15 protein-coding genes are annotated in these 19,948 nt (G+C 70.1%); 4 read left to right on the top strand and 11 right to left on the bottom strand.

The window, feature by feature from the left end; genetic code table 11:
- The first annotated feature begins 587 nt into the window (after positions 1–587).
- Complete coding sequence (locus tag KF837_19395) at positions 588–1,811, top strand: ammonium transporter (protein ID MBX3229493.1); 1,224 nt, start codon at positions 588–590, stop codon at positions 1,809–1,811.
- On the opposite strand, the gene KF837_19390 is transcribed toward KF837_19395, so the two are convergent.
- Positions 1,799–2,356: a hypothetical protein gene (locus KF837_19390; GenBank protein MBX3229492.1), complete on the bottom strand. Its 558-nt coding sequence runs from the start codon at positions 2,354–2,356 to the stop codon at positions 1,799–1,801. The genes KF837_19395 and KF837_19390 overlap by 13 nt on opposite strands.
- A gap of 1 nt (position 2,357) precedes the next feature.
- Positions 2,358–2,909 (bottom strand): hypothetical protein, encoded by a 552-nt coding sequence (locus tag KF837_19385; protein ID MBX3229491.1) that lies wholly within the window; start codon positions 2,907–2,909, stop codon positions 2,358–2,360.
- Between the two features lie 186 nt (positions 2,910–3,095).
- Here KF837_19385 and KF837_19380 point away from each other — a divergent pair, with 186 nt between their 5' ends.
- Positions 3,096–3,839 carry a glutathione S-transferase gene (locus KF837_19380; GenBank protein MBX3229490.1) on the top strand — a complete coding sequence of 248 codons (744 nt, stop codon included), beginning with the start codon at positions 3,096–3,098 and terminating at the stop codon, positions 3,837–3,839.
- A gap of 51 nt (positions 3,840–3,890) precedes the next feature.
- Here the strand turns inward: KF837_19380 and KF837_19375 are convergent, their stop codons facing one another.
- Entirely contained in the window at positions 3,891–6,305 is a 2,415-nt protein-coding gene (locus tag KF837_19375; GenBank protein MBX3229489.1) for a protein kinase, read from the bottom strand.
- Between the two features lie 79 nt (positions 6,306–6,384).
- Between KF837_19375 and KF837_19370 the strand changes: the two genes are divergently transcribed.
- Positions 6,385–7,827 (top strand): amidase, encoded by a 1,443-nt coding sequence (locus KF837_19370; GenBank protein ID MBX3229488.1) that lies wholly within the window; start codon positions 6,385–6,387, stop codon positions 7,825–7,827.
- Positions 7,828–8,343: 516 nt separating this feature from the next.
- On the opposite strand, the gene KF837_19365 is transcribed toward KF837_19370, so the two are convergent.
- The 4 genes from KF837_19365 to KF837_19350 form a co-directional block, all read right to left on the bottom strand.
- Positions 8,344–9,303 (bottom strand): hypothetical protein, encoded by a 960-nt coding sequence (locus KF837_19365; GenBank protein ID MBX3229487.1) that lies wholly within the window; start codon positions 9,301–9,303, stop codon positions 8,344–8,346.
- 503 nt (positions 9,304–9,806) lie between these two features.
- The gene (locus KF837_19360) at positions 9,807–11,144 is read right to left on the bottom strand and encodes a PQQ-dependent sugar dehydrogenase (GenBank protein MBX3229486.1); all 1,338 of its coding nucleotides are present in this window, start codon (positions 11,142–11,144) and stop codon (positions 9,807–9,809) included.
- A 236-nt stretch (positions 11,145–11,380) separates the two neighbouring features.
- Positions 11,381–12,823, bottom strand: a complete 1,443-nt coding sequence (locus KF837_19355) for a tetratricopeptide repeat protein (protein ID MBX3229485.1) — start codon at positions 12,821–12,823, stop codon at positions 11,381–11,383.
- 9 nt (positions 12,824–12,832) lie between these two features.
- The gene (locus tag KF837_19350) at positions 12,833–14,062 is read right to left on the bottom strand and encodes an MFS transporter (GenBank protein ID MBX3229484.1); all 1,230 of its coding nucleotides are present in this window, start codon (positions 14,060–14,062) and stop codon (positions 12,833–12,835) included.
- A gap of 360 nt (positions 14,063–14,422) precedes the next feature.
- Here KF837_19350 and KF837_19345 point away from each other — a divergent pair, with 360 nt between their 5' ends.
- Complete coding sequence (locus KF837_19345) at positions 14,423–16,135, top strand: hypothetical protein (protein MBX3229483.1); 1,713 nt, start codon at positions 14,423–14,425, stop codon at positions 16,133–16,135.
- Positions 16,136–16,164: 29 nt separating this feature from the next.
- Here the strand turns inward: KF837_19345 and KF837_19340 are convergent, their stop codons facing one another.
- From KF837_19340 to KF837_19325, 4 genes are all read right to left on the bottom strand, one after another.
- The gene (locus KF837_19340; protein MBX3229482.1) at positions 16,165–16,656 is read right to left on the bottom strand and encodes a hypothetical protein; all 492 of its coding nucleotides are present in this window, start codon (positions 16,654–16,656) and stop codon (positions 16,165–16,167) included.
- Positions 16,657–16,755: 99 nt separating this feature from the next.
- Positions 16,756–17,166, bottom strand: coding sequence for an HIT family protein (locus KF837_19335; GenBank protein MBX3229481.1), 411 nt, complete (start codon positions 17,164–17,166; stop codon positions 16,756–16,758).
- Positions 17,167–17,182: 16 nt separating this feature from the next.
- Positions 17,183–18,631 carry a hypothetical protein gene (locus tag KF837_19330; protein ID MBX3229480.1) on the bottom strand — a complete coding sequence of 483 codons (1,449 nt, stop codon included), beginning with the start codon at positions 18,629–18,631 and terminating at the stop codon, positions 17,183–17,185.
- Complete coding sequence (locus tag KF837_19325; GenBank protein MBX3229479.1) at positions 18,625–19,773, bottom strand: endo-1,4-beta-glucanase; 1,149 nt, start codon at positions 19,771–19,773, stop codon at positions 18,625–18,627. The genes KF837_19330 and KF837_19325 overlap by 7 nt, the downstream gene beginning before the upstream one ends.
- Positions 19,774–19,948: the final 175 nt, after the last annotated feature.

The raw sequence follows: 19,948 nt of genomic DNA, 5'->3' as shown, positions 1-19,948 counted from the left end.
ATCGGCGGCGCTTGCACGATCGGAGGAGGCGCGGGGGCTTGCACGACCGGAGGCGCGGGCGCGCCGCCGCCGCGACCGGCGCCGCCGGCGACGCCGTTCGGATCGCCCGCTTCTTCTTCGGCCTTCGCGCGGTCGGGATCGCCTTCCTCCGGCGGTCCCTTCGGGAGCTCGACGGGCGTCGCGTCGCGGGCGGCGCCTTTGGGGCCGGGGGACGTGACGCGCACGGCGGGCTTCGGCGGAGGAGGTGGCGCCGGCGGAGGAGGCGCGGGCTTCGGCGGCTCCTTCGGGACGAGCTGCACCGCGACCTCTTCATCGAGGACTTGCTGCTTGATCGTCCCACCGAACACGATCCCGATCGCGAGGACGGCGGCGACGAGGACCGCGGCGGCGACGTAGGAGCCGGCGAGGCGCCGCGTCCGCGCGCCGTCGCTCGCGTCCTCGGCCTTGCTCCAGTCGTCGAGAGCCACGCGAGACGTCTACGTGGCGACGGTGGCGCTCGCGTGACGCTGTCGCCACGTGTCGGCGGCCCGCGCGAAACAGATCGGAAACAGGAGAGGCGCTTCGATGTGTCGGTCATGTCCAACGTCGTGAACGCCGGCGACACCGCCTGGCTCCTCGTCAGCGCGGCGCTCGTCCTCTTGATGACGCCCGCGCTGGCGCTCTTCTACGCCGGGATGGTGCGGAAGAAGAACGTGCTCTCCACGCTGATGCACTCGCTCGCCGCGCTCCCGATCGTGAGCATCCTCTGGGTGGTCTGCGGTTACTCGCTCGCCTTCGGTCCGTCGCACGCCGGCCTCATCGGCTCGTTCGGCTCCGTCGGCGTCGCCGACCTCGTCATGTCGACGCACGGCACCGTGCCGAGCCTCGCGTTCTGCGCCTTCCAGATGATGTTCGCCGTCATCACGCCGGCGCTAATCTCCGGCGCGTTCGCGGAGCGCATGCGCTTCTCGGCGTACCTCGCGTTCATCGCGCTCTGGTCGCTCCTCGTCTATGTCCCCGTCGCGCACTGGGTCTGGGCGGAGGAGGGCTGGCTCTACAAGCTCGGCGCGCTCGACTTCGCCGGCGGCACGGTCGTGCACCTCACCGCCGGCTCGGCCGCGTTCGTCTGCGCCGTCGTGATCGGCAAGCGCCTCAAGTACCCGCAGGAGCGGCCGCTCCCGCACAACCTCACGATGACGCTCACCGGCGCCGGCATCCTCTGGTTCGGTTGGTTCGGCTTCAACGCGGGCAGCGCGCTCTCGAGCGGATGGCTCGCCGCGCTCGCGTTCGCGACGACGCACCTCGGCGCGGCGGGCGGCGCGCTCGGGTGGCTCCTCGTCGAGTGGAAGCACCGCGGGAAGCCGACCGCGCTCGGGATCGCGTCCGGTCTCGTCGCCGGCCTCGTCGCGATCACGCCCGCCGCGGGCTACGTCTCTCCGATCGCCGCGATCGTGATCGGGTTCGTCGCCTCGATCGTCTGCTACCTCGCCGTCCTCGCGAAGTACCGCTACGGCTACGACGACTCGCTCGACGCGTTCGGCGTGCACGGCGTCGGCGGCCTCACCGGCGCGGTCCTCACCGGCGTCTTCGCGGTGGAGCGATCGTTCCCCGGCGTCGCGGAGCCGGTCGGCGCGGACGGGCTCCTCGCTGGCGGGGTGAAGCAATTCGGCGTCCAGGTCCTCGCGTGCGTGGTCTCCGCGCTCTACGCGGGCGCGCTCACGTACGGGATCCTGAAGCTCGTCGACAAGACGATCGGGCTCCGCGTCTCGACGTCGGACGAGCGCGAGGGCCTCGACACGACGCAGCACGGCGAGGAAGGTTACGCCGGCTGATCGGGCACGAACGCGACGTCGAAGAGGACCTCGACGCGGTCCTTCACGCGGAAGGCGTTCATCGGACCCTTCACCGGCAACGAGCCGATCGCGTTCAGCGAGACGTCGACCGTGCCTGTCGCCTTCACCGCGCCGTCGTCGTCCTTTGACGGTCGGAGCGGCACGATCCTCTCGACCGCCTTCCCGTTCGGCGGGATCACGCGGATGCGCGCGCGCCCGTCGTCGACGTCGACCTCGATCCGCACGACGTCGCTCGCGCCCTTCGCCTGGAACACCTCGCGTCGCATCTTGGTGAGGCAGTCCTCGCGATCGGACGCGGAGAGGCCGTTCGGATCGACGACGCCGTTCTTGAGCGTCCCCGCGACGTCGATCTTCGCGACCGGGACCTCGAGCCGCGCGGTCCCGGCGTCGTTCGCGCGGTCCTCCGCGGTGCCGGTCACGTCGCGGCAGGTGAGCTCGAGATCGTGCGCGAGCCGCGAGAGCAGGCCCTCGGCGAACGTGCGGATGCGGATCCGCGCGCGGTTCGGATCGAGGCGGAGCGTCAACTCAGAGCGCGTTGCAGAGGTTCGACGCGAGGCAGCCGTTCGCTTCCATGCACGCGTGGTTCGCGAGGCAGGCCGCGTTCCCGGCGCAGAGCTGCGTGTGCTGAACCTGGCAGCGATTGTCGCAAGCGCTGTCGCGGCAGTTGACGAGGCAGTCGTCGTGCGCGTTCTCGTAGGCGATCGCGCCCGGGTTCGCGTCGAGGCAGCAGTCGAGGCAGGCGATCGGCGTGCCGCCGCCGCAGGCGGGCTGCGTGACGGGCGGCGGAGGAGGCGGCGGGGGCGGCGGCTCCTCCGGCGGGGGCGTCGTCGTCTCTTCCTCTTCTTCTTCCGGAGGCGGGGTCTGCGTCTGCTTCTGTGTCGTCGAGCCCTGGCCGGCCTCCTCCTTCGGATCGGAGTCGTCGACCTTCGTGCTCCTCGTCTCCTTCCCCTTGTCACGGTTCCGAGACGGAGGGGCGTTGGCGATCGTGTCGCCTTCGACGGCGGGAGCGTCACAAGCGACGACCGAGCCGGCGAGGCCCAAGACGGTCAGCGCGATGAGGGCAAGACGCGAAGTCACGATCCGGATCACTGCATGACGCGGACCAGGATCATGGGGTTACGCGGCGAAATACCTACAAAGTAGCCATCATCGAATTGCGCGAACACGGAGGGTGCCATGTCGGATCACGGTTCCATCGCATGGACACGGCGTGAATGTAGGTCTGGATCGCGTTCGATCCGTCGGAGATATACTCGCGCCTGCATGAGTCGAACCCTCTTCGGGCTGCGTATCTCGCCGTGGACGGAGCGCGCGCGCTGGGCGCTCGATCATCACAAGGTGACGTACGCGTACCACGAGCACGTCCCGATGTTGGGTGAGCTGTTGCTCCGGCGGAAGGCGCGCACGAACAAGGCGTCGGTGCCGCTGCTCTCCGACGGCGACGACGTGGTGATGGGCTCGCTCGCGATCGCGAAGCACGCGGAGCAGCGACGTGGCGGCACGCCGCTCTTTCCGCCGAGCGAGGAGGGAGCGATCGATCGCTGGGCCGACGTCGCCGAGCGCATCACGAAGGCGGGGCGCGATCGTCTCCTCTCGCGCATGGTCGCGGACTCGAAGGCGCAGGCCGAGTCGTTGCCGTCGTTCGTCCCCGGCGGGCTCCGCGGCGTGATGGCGCCCACCGCCGGCATGGCGATCCGCTTCCTCGCGCGCAAGTACGGAAGCGAGGGCGATCCCGAGGCGAGCGAGGCGCGGGCGGAGGAGACGATCCGGCCGCTCCTCGAGGAGACGCGGGAGGCGATCAAGGACGGCGGCTACGTGCTGGCGAAGGACTGCTTCACGTTCGCCGACATCGCGCTCGCGTCGTCGCTCCAGGTGCTTCGCCCGCGCGCCGAGATGGCGATCGGTCCCGCCACGCGCGCGGCGTGGACGAACGAGAAGCTGGCGGACGAGTTCGAGGACCTCGTCGCGTGGCGCGACACGGTCTACGCGAAGCACCGCTCGTCGTGAGCGTCTCCGAAGACGGAAGCGCTACCCAAGACGCGCTCCGAGGACGGAGCGCTACGCGAGCGTCGGCGAGCGCGCGTCGAGCGCGACGAGGACGCGGCGGGCGCGGACGCCGACGCGCTCGCGGAGCGTGACGAACTCGGGCTCCCGCCGGATCACGTCGAAGAGCGGGCAGCGGTCGAGCCACACGACGTCGACGAGCGAGTTGCCGTCCGCGTAGCGGAGCGACTCGAACATCCCCGCGACGTCGTCGATCGCGCCGAACGTCTCCGCGCGGAGCTGCGCGTTGAACGAGGCGCGGCGCGGTGTGCGGCTCGCGTCGACGGGGAGGATGCGATCGAGGTTCTTGCGCTCGAGGTAGTCGCGCGACCCGCCGAGCGGGATGCCGAGCATCTGCTCGATCCCGAGCCGCGCGGTGGCGGGGATGTTCGCGCTCGCGACGGCCTTCCTCATCTCCGCCGCGAGCTGCGCGTCGCGGTACCACATGCAGTCGCGGGCGAGGAGGATGAACCACATCGCGAGGTCGCCCGGATGCGAAGGCATCGGGCCGAGCTCCTGCTTCATCATCGCGCGGTCGCCGAGGATCGAGTGGATGCGCGCGACCTGGTAGCGGAGCGCGATGTTCTCGCCGTCCATCGAGCTCGCGCGGCGGAGGTAGGCGACGCCGTCCTCGACGCGGCCGACCTCGGCCATGATGCGGCCGAGCCAGTCGAGCGGCTCGACGCCGTGGGGGTTGAGGGCGAGCGCCTGCCGGAAGTAGCGCACCGCCGCGTCGACCTCCTGGTTCTGGAAGTGGATGATGCCGAGCGCGACCTTGCAGTCGGGCTGGCGCGGGTCGGCCTCGAGCGTCTGCTCCGCGAGCAAGCGGGTCTTGTCGGCGGCGGAGTCGGTGATGTTCGGCATCCCGTACGTGCGCGCGGTCGCGAGCGCGTAGAGGCCGGCGATGCGCGTGTCGTCCGGCACGCGCTGGTGCGCCCGCTCGAGGAGCTGCGCCGCCTCGATGTAGTACTCGCCCCAGCCGCGGCGAACGAGGTAACGCCCGCGGAGGTAGAGGTCCTCCGCCTCCGGATCGTGCGAGCGCTCCTTCTTCTCGCCGACGACCTCGGCGGTGAGCGCCTTCGCGATCGCGGCGGCCGCGTCGTCGGCGATGGTGAGGACCTCCGCCGGCGCGCGATCGAAGCGCTGCGCCCACAGCTGGAAGCCGTCCTCGACCGCGATGAGGCGGAACGAGGCGCGCACGCGATCGCCGATGCGCCGGAGCGACGCGTCGACGACGACGTCGGCGTGGACCGCGCGCCCGACCTCGCGCGCGTCTCGCTTCGGATCGACGTACCGCTGCGTCTCGCCGCGGGGGCGGATGAGGAGCCCGCGGACGACGCTCAGGTTGTCGACGAGGTCCTCGAGGATGCCTTCGATGAGGTAGCTGTCTTCGTTCGCGCCGAGGTTCACGATCGGCAGCACGGCGACGACGCGCGATCCGGGGCGCGCCTTGATCGCGCCGAGGGCGCCGAGCGGCAAGGTCCCGCCCGAGGTCAGGAGCGTCGAAGGGTTCGGCGGGGGCGCGAAGCTCGAGAGCACCTTCGCCACGTCGTCGGCGGTCTTCGGTCGTTGATCGCGCTGGCGCGCCATGAGCGCGACGACGAGCTCCGCCATCGGCGGCGCGAGGTTCGGGAGGAGCTTCCGCGGATCGGGGGGCGGGTGCAGCAGGCGCGACGCGGCGATCGCGATCACGGTGTCGCCGGTCCAGGGCTGCTGGCCGGTGAGGAGCTCGAAGAGCATCGCGCCGAGGGCGTAGAGGTCGGCGCGCGCGTCGAGGTCCTTCGCGCCTTCGACCTGCTCCGGCGCCATGTAGGCCGGCGTCCCGACGATGCCGACCGTGCGCGACGCGGCCTCGCCGGCGGCGGCGCGCGCGATGCCGAAATCGGTAATCACGGCGTGACCGTCTTTCGCGACGATGACGTTTTCGGGCTTGAGGTCGCGGTGGAGCACGTTCGCGGCGTGGGCGGCGGAGAGCCCGGCGCAGACGTCGAGCGCGAGCGCGGTCACCTCCGGGAGCGGCAGGCGTCCTTTCCGCGCGAGGCGCGCGCCGAGCATCTCGCCCTCGATGAACTCCATCGTGAGGAATCGATCGCCGCCGTCCTCGCCGATGTCGAAGGTGCGCGCGACGTTCCGGTGCGTCACGCGGCGCGCGAGCTTCACCTCGCGCCGGAAGCGCTCGAGCATGTCCTCCGACGCGAGCTCTTTCTTCAGGACCTTGAGCGCGACGATCTCGTCGAGCTCGCGGTCGCGCGCGCGGTACACGGTCCCCATCGCGCCGGCGCCGAGCATCCCGAGGAGCTCGTAGCGGTTGGCGAGCAGCTTCGGCGCGACGTCGAGCGTGTTCGAGGATTCGGCGGGGGCCGCGACCGCGATCGCGACCGGAAGCATCGGGGCAGAGAGGGTTTTGTCCTCGGGATCGGTCACGCTCATCCTCGGAGGAGGGAAGCCTATCAGACTTCCCGAACGCTTCTGATAAGACACCGTGGTGTCGACGTGGTCGCGCGCGCGCTTGCTCTCCTCCTCCGCGACGGCGATCGGCGCCGCGCTGCGACGGCGCGAGCTCACCGCGGCTGAGGTCGTCGACGCGCACATCGCGCGCATCGAGCGCGTGAACCCATCCCTCAACGCGGTGGTGCGCGATCGCTTCACGGCCGCGCGCGCGGAGGCCCGTGCGGCGGACGAGCGCGCCGCCTCGCTCCGCCCCGACGAGCTGCCGCCTCTTCACGGCGTCCCGTTCACGACGAAGGACGCGCTCGCGGCGGAGGGGATGCCGCACACGTCGGGCCTGTGGTCCCGCCGCTCCGTCGTCGCGGACCGCGACGCGACCGCGGTGGCGCGCCTCAAGGCAGCGGGCGCGATCCTCGTCGGCGTGACGAACATCAGCGAGCTCTGCATGTGGATGGAGAGCAACAACAAGGTGTGGGGGCGGACGAACAACGCCTACGATCCGGCGCGCACGGCGGGCGGCAGCTCGGGCGGCGAGGGTGCGATCGTCGGCGCGGGCGGCGTCCCGATCGGCCTCGGCTCCGACGTCGGCGGCTCGATCCGCATGCCGGCCTTCTTCAACGGCGTGTTCGGCCACAAGCCGACCGGCGGTCTGGTGCCGAGCACGGGCCACCATCCGGTGGCGGAGAACCTCGTGCAGCGCTACGTGACGACGGGCCCGCTCGCGCGCCGGGCGGAGGACCTGATGCCGTTCCTCCGCGTCGTCGCGGGCCCCGACGGCGTCGAGGCGAACGCGCTGCCGGCGAGGGAGCTCGGCGATCCGTCGTCCGTCGACGTCGCGCGGCTGCGGGTCTGGGTCGTTCCGGACAACGGTCTCTTCGCGGTCGAGCCTGCGATGCAGCGCGCGCAGGCCCGCGCGGCGCGAGCGCTCGAGGCGGCGGGGGCACGCGTCGAGCGGCGCGCGCTCCCGTCGCTCAAGCGATCGATCGAGATCTGGTCGGCGATGCTCGACGCCGGCGGCGGCCCGAGCTTCTACGAGTCGATGGCGGCGGGCGGCGATCTCGTCGTCGCGCGCGAGCTCGCGAAGCTCCCCCTCGGCCGCTCGCGCTTCACGTTCCCGGGCCTGATGCTGTGTCTCATCGAGCGAGTCCCGAAGCTCCTCGGCGAGCGCCGCGGCGCGGAGCTCGTGACGCTCGGCCGCGAGCTCCGCGCCGAGCTCGACGCGCTCCTCGGCGACGACGGCGTGCTCTTGTTTCCGTCGTACCCGACCGTCGCGCCCCGGCACATCGTCCCGCTCCTCGTGCCGCTCAAGTGGGTCTACACCGCCATCTTCAACGTGCTGGAGCTCCCGGTGACGCAGGTGCCGCTCGGTCTGGACGAGCGTGACCTCCCGGTCGGCGTCCAGGTCGCCGCTGCGCACGGCGCGGATCACCGAACCATCGCCGTCGCCCTCGCGCTCGAGCAGGCCATCGGCGGCTGGACCCCGCCCCCGCGCTTACCGCTCTGATCTCACGGCTTCTTGCACGCCGCGATCACCGCGGGTCTCCGGGCCCCTGCTGCGCGGAAGGGAAGGCGTATGACGAGTCCCTGATGGTCCCTTCGCACTCGGCCGTGGGCGGCGGCACCTGGCGCTGCGGGGGCGGCCGACCCACGGCGACGCGAGGCGCGCCCGCGAGCTCGAAGCAGGACGTCGCGCGCGGTCCGGCGGGGGACGACGGAGTGAGCTCGACGACGTAGACGACGCCGGGTTGCATCGCGACGCAGGTTCCCGTCAGCCCGTCGACGCGGAGGACGCAGCCGGCCTCGTCGGGTGTGTCGCCCTCGAGCTCGCACCAGCCAGCTTGGCACGGCTGGCACGAGACGCGCGCGCCGCGGTGCCATCAGCGACTCCAAGCGCACCGCGTCGCACGAGAGCGTTCTTTCCGGGGTGACCTCGACGACCGGCGGCGGCGCGGGCGGCGGCGGCTCACACGCGCCGCCGGTCAGGAGGAGGCATATCGCCGCCCTCCCGCTCCTGATCGCCTCAGCTCGAGGAGTCGTTGCCGCTCGCAGCGACGGCCGGCACCGACTCCGAAGCCGCCCCAGACGTAGAGGGAAGCTCCCCAGACGACTCGGCCGCCACCGCGTGCTCCTTCGCCGGCTCGCCCGCGGTCGCCGCGTCCTCGTTCTTCGGCTCTTCCGTCTTGGGGCCCTCGGTGGTGGCGGCGTCTTCCTTCTTCGCGTCGTCGGCCTCTTCCGCCTTGGGTTCTTCGGCGGTGGTGGCGGCGTCTTCCTTCTTCGCGTCGTCGGCCTCTTCCGCCTTGGGTTCTTCGGCGGTGGCGGCGTCATCCTTCTTCGAAGTGTCGTCAGCGGTAGCGGTGGCCACTTCCACCTTGGGTTCTTCGGCGGTGGCGGCGTCATCCTTCGCGTTGGCCGTCGCGGCGTCGTCCGCCTTGGGTTCCTGGGTGGTGGTGGCGGCGTCATCGTTCTTCGCGTCGGTCGCGGAGTCGTCCGTCTTGGGTTCCTCGGCAGTGGAGGTGTCTTCCTTTTTCGCGTCGTCGGTCGCGGCGGCGTCTTCCGTCTTGGGTTCTTCGGCGGTGGAGGTGTCTTCCTTCTTCGCGTCGGCGGTCGCGGCGGTCTCTTCCGCCTTGGGTTCCTCGGCAGTGGCGGTGTCTTCCTTCTTCGCGTCGGCGGTCGCGGCTTCGTTCGCCTTGGGTTCCCCGCTGGTGGTCGCTTCGGCGGCGGTAGTCGCGGCCTCGTCCTTCTTGGGTTCGTCGTTGGCGGTCGTTTCGGCGGCGGCGGCGGTCGTTGCGGCTTCGTTCTTCTTCGGTTCGTCGCCGGCGGTTGCATCCGCGTTGGCGGTGGTCGTGGCCTCCTTCGGTTCCTCCGGCGTCGCGGCGGGCGTGTCCGCAGCGGTGGTGGCAGGGGCGGACGGTGTCGTCGTGTCGGTGGAGGCGGGTGCGTCGTTCTTCGGCTCGGGGATCTCGTTGGTGGCGTCGCTCATCGGTCGTCCTACTTCACGCGACCGGTCGCTACGGGGCGCAGGGCGCGCGTCCCGTCTCTGAGTCTCTCGGCGTGATCACGAGAGACTCTTCAAGCTTACGGAACGTGCGCTCATATTCAAGGAGAGCCGATCGATTTTCCGGCACTCGTCGCTCGATCGACGGAGCGCGTCCTCCGGCTTCGCGCGAAGAGCATATGTCCCCGTCGTCAGCGTCGGATGCGAGAGAGCGAGCGCCGGCTTCACCACCCCGATGGTGGTTGAGACCGCGGTCGTCGCTGCCGCATGGGACGTCACCTCACCCGAGGCGCCGCGCGGCGTACTCGAGCGCGAGCCGGGCGGCGAGCGGCGAGTCCTCCTTGCTTGCGGCCGGGCCCGTCACGAAGGCGAAGCCGGCCGCTCCGCTGTCGCGGATGAGCTGCGCGACCGCGCGGGAATGGTGAACGGCCCACGCCTCGAGGTGGGGTGGACGGCACAGCGCACGTATTCGAGGTGACGCGGCGCCTTTATGGGCACACGCGGCCCGCGATGAGTCGGAGGAGGCCGCCGCCGCTGTAGTCGGTAATGACGATCTCGCCCGTCGCGTCGAGAGCAAAGGCGCTCGGAAAGTAGCGATCGCCATCGTGGAGGATCTTTACCGGCGTTGGCGCCGGATCGTCCGGTGGGATTGCGAAGTACGTACGGCGGCCGAAATCGCCATACACGTAGTTGCCATTGAGGAGCGGAACGCCGGCGCCGCGATACACCACGCCCCCGGTGATGGACGTCGCTTCGCTCCGCGGATGGTCGACGACGGGATCGATGAGGCCGCTCGAGTCGCACGTCGTCGCGCCATAGCAGACCTTGCCCTCGCGGGCGTTCCAGCCGTAGTTGCCGCCGAGCGTGACCTTGTCGATCTCCTCGCGTGTGCCCTGGCCGACGTCGCCGACCCAGAGGTCGCCGGTAGGTGGGTCGAAGCGCCAGCGGTAAGGATTGCGGAGACCGAGGGCGTAGATCTCGCGCCGCTTCGTGCCGCTCGTGTCGTTCGCGAACGGGTTCGTCGGCGGGATGGCGTACGGATCGCCACCGTCGACGTCGATCCGCAGCATCTTGCCGAGGAGCGTCTCCTCGTTCTGGCCGTGGCCGAGCGGGTCGCCGCCCGATCCGCCGTCGCCGAGGCCCCAATAGAGGAAGCCGTCGTTGCCGAACGCGATCGTCCCGCCGTTGTGGTTCGAATACGGCTGCGGCACGGTCATGATCCGCTTCTCGCTGCTCGGATCGAGCGAGAGGCCGCCGTCGTTCGAGCGATAACGCACGAGCACGGAGTCGAACACGACGCCCGGCGGCGGCGGCTGCACCGTGGTGGGGATCGTGTAGTAGAGGTAGACGAAGCCGTTCGTCGCGAACTGCGGGTGGAACGCGACGCCGAGGAGGCCCGCCTCGCCGCCGGCGACGATCTTGCTCGAGACGTCGAGCACGACACCCACCGTGGCGCCGTCGTCGTTCACGCGGAGCACGCGGCCGCCCTGTTCGAGCACGTAGAGGTGCGTGCCTTGGAGGACGACCTCTACCGGCGCGCTCAGCTGCGCCGTCGTCACCGGCTCGAAATCGATGCTCGGCTCGTCCGCGGGGAAACACGTGGGGGGATCGACCGCGCCGTCGCTCGCGTCGGCCCCGCCGTCTACCTGCGCCGCGCCGTCGTCGTCGTCGCCGCCGTCGCCCGGCGCGCCGTCGTTCGTCGAGCCGTCCACGCCCGTGATCGGCGCGTCGTCGAACGCGCGCGGCAGATGCTCCGTGCACGCCGCCGCGGCCGCGAGCGCGGCGCCCGCCGCGCCAAGACAGAGAGAGGAAGAGAGCACGCGCATGCGCCGTCCAAGCTTAGCCGAGAGCGGCGACGTTCGATGCAGCACGTGCCTCGGCCGCGAGCCGGAGGCCCGAACGCGAAGCGCTCGCGGCATTGCGGCCCCGCGCGATTCGAACGCGAGCATTCAGCGGCGCTGCGGCTCCGCGCGGTGGTCGAACGCGTCGCGGCTCGCGCGGGCGTGCGGCGCGTGTCAGCCGAGGCGCGCGAGGAGGCTCTCCGTGCGGGCGTGCGGCCGTGTCAGCCGAGGCGGGCGAGGAGGCTCCGTGCCTCGGCGGCGAGGTCGGAGCGACCGGCGGCGTCGGCGAGATCGCGGGCCTTCTCGAGCGGCTCCTTCGCCGCGGTCGCGCGTCGCAAGAGGCGGAGCATGCGGCCCAGCGCGAGCCAGCTCTCGGCGTCGCCCGCGCCGTAGTGCACCGCCTTCTCGAACGCGTAGACCGCTTCGGTGTGGCGATCGGCCGCGACGAGGCAATCGCCGCGGAGGCGATGCACCTCACCGTCGTTCGGCGCGAGACGTTCCGCGTGCGCGACGGCGTCGAGGGCGCGGTCGTACTTCTTCGCGTCCGCGAACGCGCGCGCGGCGAGCTTCCACGCGGGGACCGAGCGGTCGTCGAGCGCGAGCGCGTCCTCGATGCTCTTCGCGGCGACCTCCGGCTTGCCGAGCGCGAGGAGGATGCGCGCGCGGAGCACCCAGCCGTTCGCCTCCTTCGGCGCCGTCTTCACGAGCGACTCCACCTTCCGCAGCGCCTCGATGTGGCGGCCCGCGCGATGGAGGGCGTCGGCGCTGATCAGCTCGGCGAGCGTGTCCTCGTAGTCGCCGTCGCTCTCCGCCGCGGGCTCGACGATGGCGCCGCTCTCGAGCGGGACGTCGACCGCCTTGATCGATCGCGACACGCGGCGCATGCGCGAGCTCGAGATGCGGTGGGGCGGGCGGCGCAGCTGCGGCGGCTGCGGGCCGTGCCGATCGAGCTGAAAGAGGAGCGACCGGATCGCGGAGACGCGCGGATCGTCGTCCTTCGCCGCCTCGAGCAGCCGATGGCAGGCGCGCTTGGCGCCCTCGGTGTCCTCCAGCTTCGCGGACACCAACGCGAGCGCGTGCCACGCGTCGACCGCCCCACCGTCGAGCTCCACCGCGCGCGCGAAGCTCGTCTTGGCATCCTCGTCGCGGCCCATCTTCGCGAGGAGGTTGCCGCGCGTGAGCCACGTGGCCGGCGCGTCGCCGAGGGTGAGGGCGCGATCGATCGACTCGAGCGCCTCCTGCTCGCGTCCTGCGCTCTCGAGCGAGCGCGCTCGGTTCAACCACAGATGCCCCACCTCCGGGCAGAGCTTCACCGCCTCCTCGTATTGCTCGAGCGCCTCCGCGGGCGAGCCGAGCCTGACGAGGAGGTCCGCCTTCCCCACGAGCGCCGCGACGTTGGCGGGATCGGCGGCGAGCGCGCGATCGAAGCAGCCGACCGCCTCGCCGGCGCGGTTCTTCTTCGCGAGCACCTCGCCGCGGAGCGTCCACGCTGCTGGGGAGCGCCCGTCGAAGCGGACCGCGCGATCGGCCACCACGAGCGCGCCGTCGGCGTCTTCTCGCGCGAGGAGCTCGCGACCGAGCGCGCACAGGCTCGCGAGCTGCTCGTCGCGCGAGCCGCGCTTCAGCAGATCCGCGATCCGCGACTCGACCGTGCTCCCCGACACCGTCTCACGTTAACCCGGATTCGCGGACGCGACGAATCTCCTGCGCGCGCGGTGCGGATCGTCGTTCGCGAAGACGGCGGTGAACGCGACGAAGACGGCCCAGAGGCCGGCGAGGTGCACGAGCATCGGCGCGCCGCCCATCCGCGTGAAGATCGCGCCCGAGATCGGCGGACCGATCAACATTCCCGCGGCGTACGCGGCGTTGTAGAAGGCGTTCGCGCGCTCGAGCTCGTGGCGCGGCATGATCACGCCCTGGAGCGCGAGGCTCACCGGCGAGATCGCGGCGAGCGTGCCGCCGGCGATGAAGACGGCGACGCACATCACCTCGAACGACGAGAGGAGGACGAAGCTCGCGACCATCGTGCCGCCGATCGCGCCGAGGACGCGCATGACGAGGAGGTGCCCGTGCCGATCGCCGAGGCGGGCGGCGATGGTGGTCGTCGTCAACATGCCGAGCGCGAAGAACGCGGTGATGAGGATCGTCTTCTCGGCCTGGACGTGTTTGTCCTCGATGAGGAAGAGCGGGAGGAACAGAACGACGCTCGACTGGAAGTAGCCGTACGTGAAGGTCCCGAGGCACGAGGTCTTCGTGCGCCAGACGACGCCGAGGGCGGAGAGGCGTGCGTCGGTCGAGGCCGGCTCGTCGTCGTCGGCGGCGCGCGCGGCGGGCACGGCGTCCTTCATGCTCTCGAAGCGGAAGAGCACGACGAGCGCGGCGCTCACGGTGAGGAACCCGGCGCCGATGAACGCGCCCGGCGTGTCGGCGAAGGCGACGAGGAGGCGCGCGAGGAGCGGCCCGACGACGTAGCCGATCGCGATCGAGATCGCGTAGAGGCTCATCACGAACGCCTTGTTGCTCGAGCTCGAACGCTGCAAGAGGGCGGTCTCCGCCGCGACCCAGATGCCGGCGGAGAACGCGCCGTCGAAGAAGCGCGCTCCGGAGAGGAGCTCCGTCGACCCGAGAAACGGAAAGCTCGCGACGCACACGGCGTACCCCGCGAGCGCACCAAGCAGCGTGCGCTTCGTCCCCCACCGCCGCACGACCCACCCCGCCGGAATCGAGAACGAGATGATCCCGAACGCGAACGCAGCGGCGAGCCCCCCCATCGCCATCTTCGGGATGTGATGCCGATCGAGGTGAATCGCGAGGACGGCGATGGAGAGCCCATACGCGATCCCGAGGAGCAGGATCGCGGCGTAGATCACCCAGATGTTCTTGTCGGGGATCCGGCGGCTCAGCACCCGGCGCGTCTTAGCGTAGTTTCAGCGCGGCGAGAGCTTGATCTTCCGAGCGGGGCAGTCGCGCGGCCCTTCGGCTTGTCCACCGTCACGCCCTCGCTGAGTCGCGCATCGCGACTATGCGATCAAGGGGGCTCATCGCGAGCCCTCGCAAGGTCGCCTGTCGAGGAGCAGTGCGCTCATGATCGGGGGTGTCTCGCTTCTCGCCATGAATCTCGCCATCGTGGCGGCTGGCCAACGGAGGATGTGTGCAAATGAAGGATGCCCCGCGTCGGATCACGTTCGATCCATGCGCCACCGTATCGTCTCAATCTGGGGCTAGCAGGCGAAGGGCGCGACCTTCCTCGGTATACTCGGCGGATGAACGCTGCTCGCTTCCTCACCGTTACGTTCGCGGGCCTTGCGCTCCTCGTCACCGCCGCGCCTGGGTGCAGCGAAGACCCGCCGAGCGGGTTCAACGGGAGGAACCGCGACGGAGGCGACGGCACGAGCGGCGGCGACGGCGACGGAAGCAACGACACGATCTGTCTCCTCAACAACTGCGATCGCGATCGCGACTGTCAGGACTGCGGCGAAGGGCAGACGGTGTGTCTCCAGAGCGAGCACCGCTGCATCGCGTGTGGGCCCGAGGCCGGCAACAAGGCCTGCGGCAACGGACAGAAGTGCACGAAGTACGGCAACTGCGTCGGCAACGGCGTGTCGTGCGACGAGGACGCGAACGGGGTCCCGACCATCACGTGCAAGAACACCGCGGACTGCGGCGCGTGCGGGCCGAAGTTCCGCGTCTGCGACGAGGCGACCAACAAGTGCGTGGGGTGCTCGCCGACCAACACGACGAACTGTCAGTCGACCGACGTGTGCAAGACCGACGGCACCTGCGTGCCGAAGTGCCCGGCCGAATGCAAGGACGACGCGGACTGCGGCGAGTGCGGGACCGACGCGAAGCCGGCGCGCGCGTGCAACAACCACGTCTGCGCGGAGTGCTCGTCGACCAAGCCGTGCGCGAACGGCGACAAGTGCGATCTCCAGCACGGCACGTGCGTCAAACAGTGCGGCCTCGGCACGCGGCCCGGTACTTCGAATTGCACCGTAGAGGGCAATTGCGCGGGCTGCACCGGCACGACGGACTGCAAGCTCCCGGTCAACGGCGGCGAGGGCGTGTGCGTGGGGCCGGCGGTGGGCTGCGAGGACCTCGGCAAAGGCACCATCGTGCTCCCCGATCCGTTCAGCCGCGTGACGCAGACGTGCTCCACCGACGCGAACTGCGCGGGGCAGAGCATCGACATCAACGTCGGCAAGATCCTGCGCGACGCGACCGGCCTCGGCGTCATCAAGGACGGCAACATCAACTACACCCTCAACGCCTGCGCGAACGTCGAGCTCTTCGACAAGTCGTGCGGGCTCTGCGTCCCCTGCAAAGAGGACACGGACTGCACCGACATCAGCATCGATCAGGTCGCGGGTGACATCTTCGGGCCGATCGGGTCGATCGCGTCGGCGATCCTCCTCGACAAGGCGTTCGGCCCGAACGACCGCAAGATCCACATGTACTGCCAGAACGTGGCGGGCAGCTATGGCATCTGCGCGCCGTGCTCGAACATCCTGAGCCGCTGCGCCGAGGTCAGCGGGCCGATCGAGGACAACGGCAAGTGCGACCACGACATCTGCGAGGTCGGCGGCCCGCTCGGTCCGCGCTGCGGCCTGCCGAGCAAGTGTGTCGAGAACGTCTGCAAGAAGGATCCCTACTGCTGCACGAAGGAGTGGGACCTCCAGTGCAAGACGGACGTCGACCTCTATTGCGAGGACAAGACCTGCACCCCCGACGGCTGCGCCTACCGCAAGGAAGGCTGGTACTGCTTCACCGACAAGACGAAGGGCGGCTACAAGTGCACCGGCGACGGCACGAGCTCGGAGACCGCGATCGCGGAGGGGAGCCAGTGCCCGACCGGCAGCGTCTGCAAGACGGAGGGAGAGGGACCGAAGGCCCCCGCCATCCTCTGCACGACGGACGGCGAAAGCGTCCCCGGCTGCCCCACGGGCTCGAAGGGCAAGTCGAAGTGCTCGCCGCCGTGACGGCGTGACGGCAGCAACGGCCGGCGCGCTCAGCGCGCGAGGGTGATGTCGAACTCCATCGGCGCGACCCAGTGCATGTCGCGCACGAGGACGAACTTCGCGCCCTTGCTCGCGTCGATCGTGAGCGTCGCCTCGTCGCCGAGCTCGGTCGCGGTGCCGCGCGCCTCGCCGAGGACGGCGAAGCTGGCGTCGACGACGAGGACGTCCGGATCGCCGGGGAAGTCGCCGACCACGCCGACCGTGATCGTCGCGGTGTCGAAGGCGCTCGCCGGCGAGACGATCTCCCACGCGAGGTAGGGCACGCCGTCGATCTGCGCCTGCCGGTAGAGGTCGGGCTCGTACGCGACCTTCGAGGTCTCGCCGACGGCGACCTTCCCCTTGAGGATCGTCCGCTCGAGGATGTCGTTCGAGACGACGGCGTCGGCGGAGGCGGCCGCGGTGGGCTCTTCGGCTTCGGCGGCGGTGCTGCAGCCGGCGAGAGCGAGGATCGCGACGAGGAGGAAGGAGCTGCGGAACGTCATGGCGGGGTGCTTTTGACGCGGCCCGGTGTTCGGCGCCAGCCGGCGCGCGGGAAAGGCGCGTTTCCTCCGCGGAAACGATGGCGCCAAGTGCGCGGAATCTCAGAGCGCCGCGCGGAGCTTGGCCGCGATTTCAGACATCTCTTCGTCGCCGGCGTACTTCTTCCGCGGCCAGAAGAACCCCTTCAAGCCGTCGCCCTTCGTCCGCGGGACGACGTGGCAGTGCAGGTGCGGGACGCTCTGGCTCACGGCGTTGTTCATCGCGACGAACGTGCCCTCCGCCGCGAGCGCGCCCGGCATCGCGCGCGCGATGCGCTGCACGCGCTCGAAGAACGGACCGACGACGCCGGCCTCGAGCTCCGGGAGCGTGACGACGTGCGCGCGCGGGACGACGAGCACGTGGCCGTGGAAGAGCGGCGTCGTGTCGAGGAACGCGAGCACGACGTCGTCGTCGAGCACGACGTGCGCGGGGAGCTCGCCCGCGAGGATGCGGCAGAAGACGCACGGCTTCATCGGCGCTTCATCGAGGCTACTTCTTCGCCTTGATCGACGGCCAGCCCATCCAGACCTGATCGTACTGGCAGCCGGGGCTCCACATCAGCCAGCCGACGCCGCCGGAGGTCTCCGCCGACTTCGCCTGCCCGAGGAGGTAGGCGGAGTCGTAGCGCGTGACGCCCTGCGGGAACGCCTGGAGCCAGGTGCGGAAGATCGTCTTCGCGCCGGTCGGCTTCAGCTTCTCGAGCGCGGCGCGGTTGCCGATGCCGATGATCTCGACGTGATCGGCCGGGTTCGAGAATCCCAAATAGCCTTTTCCGTAGTGGGACGGATAGCTCATCAGGCTGATCGCGTCCGCCTCCGGCGCCACCGTCGGAATGTCCTGTCCGAGCTTGTCGATGTCCTCCTGAATGCCGGTCGCGGTCACGCCGAAGAAGTCGAGCGAGAGCTTCACGCCGTCCGCGTGCGTGACGGCGGCGACGCGCTTGACGAAGTCGCGCATGATCTTCGAGCGCTCGCTCGGATCGGGGAGGACCGCGACCTTCTGCGTGACGTGGACCGGGAATCGGACGTAGTCGAGCTGCACCTCGTCGACGCCGGCCTCGATTCCCTCTTTCGCGATCTCGATCGCGTAGTCCTGCGCCTCCGGCAGGGTGGGGTCGATCCAGTCGATGTGAATCGGTTTGCCGGTCGGGGTGTAGCGGATGGATAGTCGGGAGTCGGGGAGGTGCTTGTCGGCCCAGGGGTCGTGGAAGCACGGAATACGGAAGATGACGCGGACGCCGTGCCAGTGCGCGTAGCGGACCGCGCGCACGAGGTTCGGGATGTTCGTCGCGCGGATCGCGCCGCTCTCGACCGCGATCTTCGCCTTCGACGGGTAGTTCACGTAGCCGTCGTAGTCCTTGCCGTCGAGGACGATCGCGTTGAGTCCGTGGTCCGCGACCTTGTCGACCGTGTCGGCCCACTTGATGCTCGCCCACGCGCCGGTGACGAACACGCCCTTGAGGACCTTGTCCTCGGGCCATCCGAGCCGCTCCTCCTTCGGATCGCGCGGGACCGCGCGGATGGGGGAGGGGATCTCGATCGTGGAGCCGGGCGCGAGGCGCTTCTTCGCGAGGAGCGCGGTCAGCTCCTCGACGCGGTAGACCTCGGTGAGCTCGAGGTACGCGTTCGCGAGCGACTGCGCGTGGTCGCCGGGCTGGACCTCGTGCGTGATCTTCGGCGGATCGCCGGCGAGGACGCTGCCGCCCTTCGGGAGGTGGGCGCGCACGTAGGCGGTGACGTCGTCCGGAGGCGCGTCGGGCTTCGTCTCTGCCGCCTTCGCCTCCGCCGGCGGCGGGCCGGCGTCGACCACCGCGACGGTGACCGTCGTCGCGGCGTCGGCCTCGGCGTCGCGCGCCCCCTCGGCCTTGCTCTTCGACGAGCACGCGGCGAGGAGGAGGACGGCGGGGAAGAGGAGGGCGGGGAAGAGGCGCCTCACCATCCGACCTTCTCCTTGATGAACGCGGTCAGGCGATCGGCCATCAGCTTGTGCGTCTTGAGGCTGGGGTGGAACCCGCAGCCGAGGCCGTCGGTGTGGCTCTGCTCAGGGAACTCGAGGAAGTCGAAGTTGGTCTCGCTCGACTCTCTCAGCTTCGCGACGACCGTCTTGAAGTACTTCCGCGCCTGGGTGAGGTTCCGCCGGTTCTCGGGGTAGACGTCGCTGAGCATCGAGCCGAGCGCGATGACGACGAACGCCTGCGGATAGGCGGCGCGCACCGTCTTCATGAGCTCCAGGTACTGGCGCACGAACCGCGCCTCGCCGGGGTCGATGTTGGCGAAGTCGTTCGTCCCGACGTTGAGGACGACGACGTGGGGCTGCCATTGCGAAAAATCCCATTTGGGGCCCTCGGTCTCGCGCGTTCCGGGGAGGGATTTATCGAAGTAGACGCGCATCTCGTATTGCGTCTTGCCGGACCACGCGATGGTGGAGTGATCGGCATTCAGGTTGCGCGCCGCGATCGCGCCGTACGTCAGATATTCGTTTTGCTCGCTGTTCACGTAGCCGCAAGCGGCGCCGGGGCCCTCGTTGCCGTAGCCGGTCGTGATCGAGTCGCCGAGCGTCTCGATGCGCCGCTCCGGCGGCGGCGCGCCGGGGACCATCTTCCCGTCCTTCGGCTCGAAGCCGTGGAAGACGAGCTCGCCGACCTTGGACTCGGTCCGCTTGTGGATCGCGACCTCGTGGACGCCGTCGGGGAGCGCCTCGGCGAGGACGTAGCTCGTCTCGCCCTTCGACTTGTCGAGGCGGAGCACCTTCTTGAATTCGCCGTCGACGATGACCTGGAGCAGGTTGAAGCCTTCGTCCTTGATGCGCGCGGAGACGCCGGTGCCGGTGAAGCGGCCGACCACGTAGCAGCCCGACCAGCTGCAGCGCATGCCGGCGCCTTCTTTCACCCAGCGTCCGACGAAGCGCGTCGACGGCGGCGGCGGTCCGGCGTCGGCGACCGCGCGCTGCGCCTCGGCGGGCGTCGCGGCGGCGGGCTCGACCTGCTGCGCGCTCTTCGCGGCGATGTTCGCGCCCGCGTGCGCCGACTCGTGCGCCGACGTCTCCTTCTTCGTGCACCCGCCGACGAAGACCGAGACCACGAGACCGAGGGCAAGGACGAGGGCCCCAGAAGCGGCCGCGCAGCGCCCCGAGCGCGAAGCGCGAGGGCCGTGTCTGGGGCGGGGGTATCGGGGGCAAAGCCCCCGATGTTGAACAAGCATCGATGAGCGAAATCGTATCGAGCGGGCTCGGCGGATGGAAAGTCGGCAGCGTCGA

It is taken from the genome of Labilithrix sp. (assembly GCA_019637155.1).
Classification (GTDB): Bacteria; Myxococcota_A; Polyangia; order Polyangiales; family Polyangiaceae; genus Labilithrix.
Note: the sequence above shows the minus strand (reverse complement) of the source record. Positions and strands in the feature narration are given on the sequence as shown.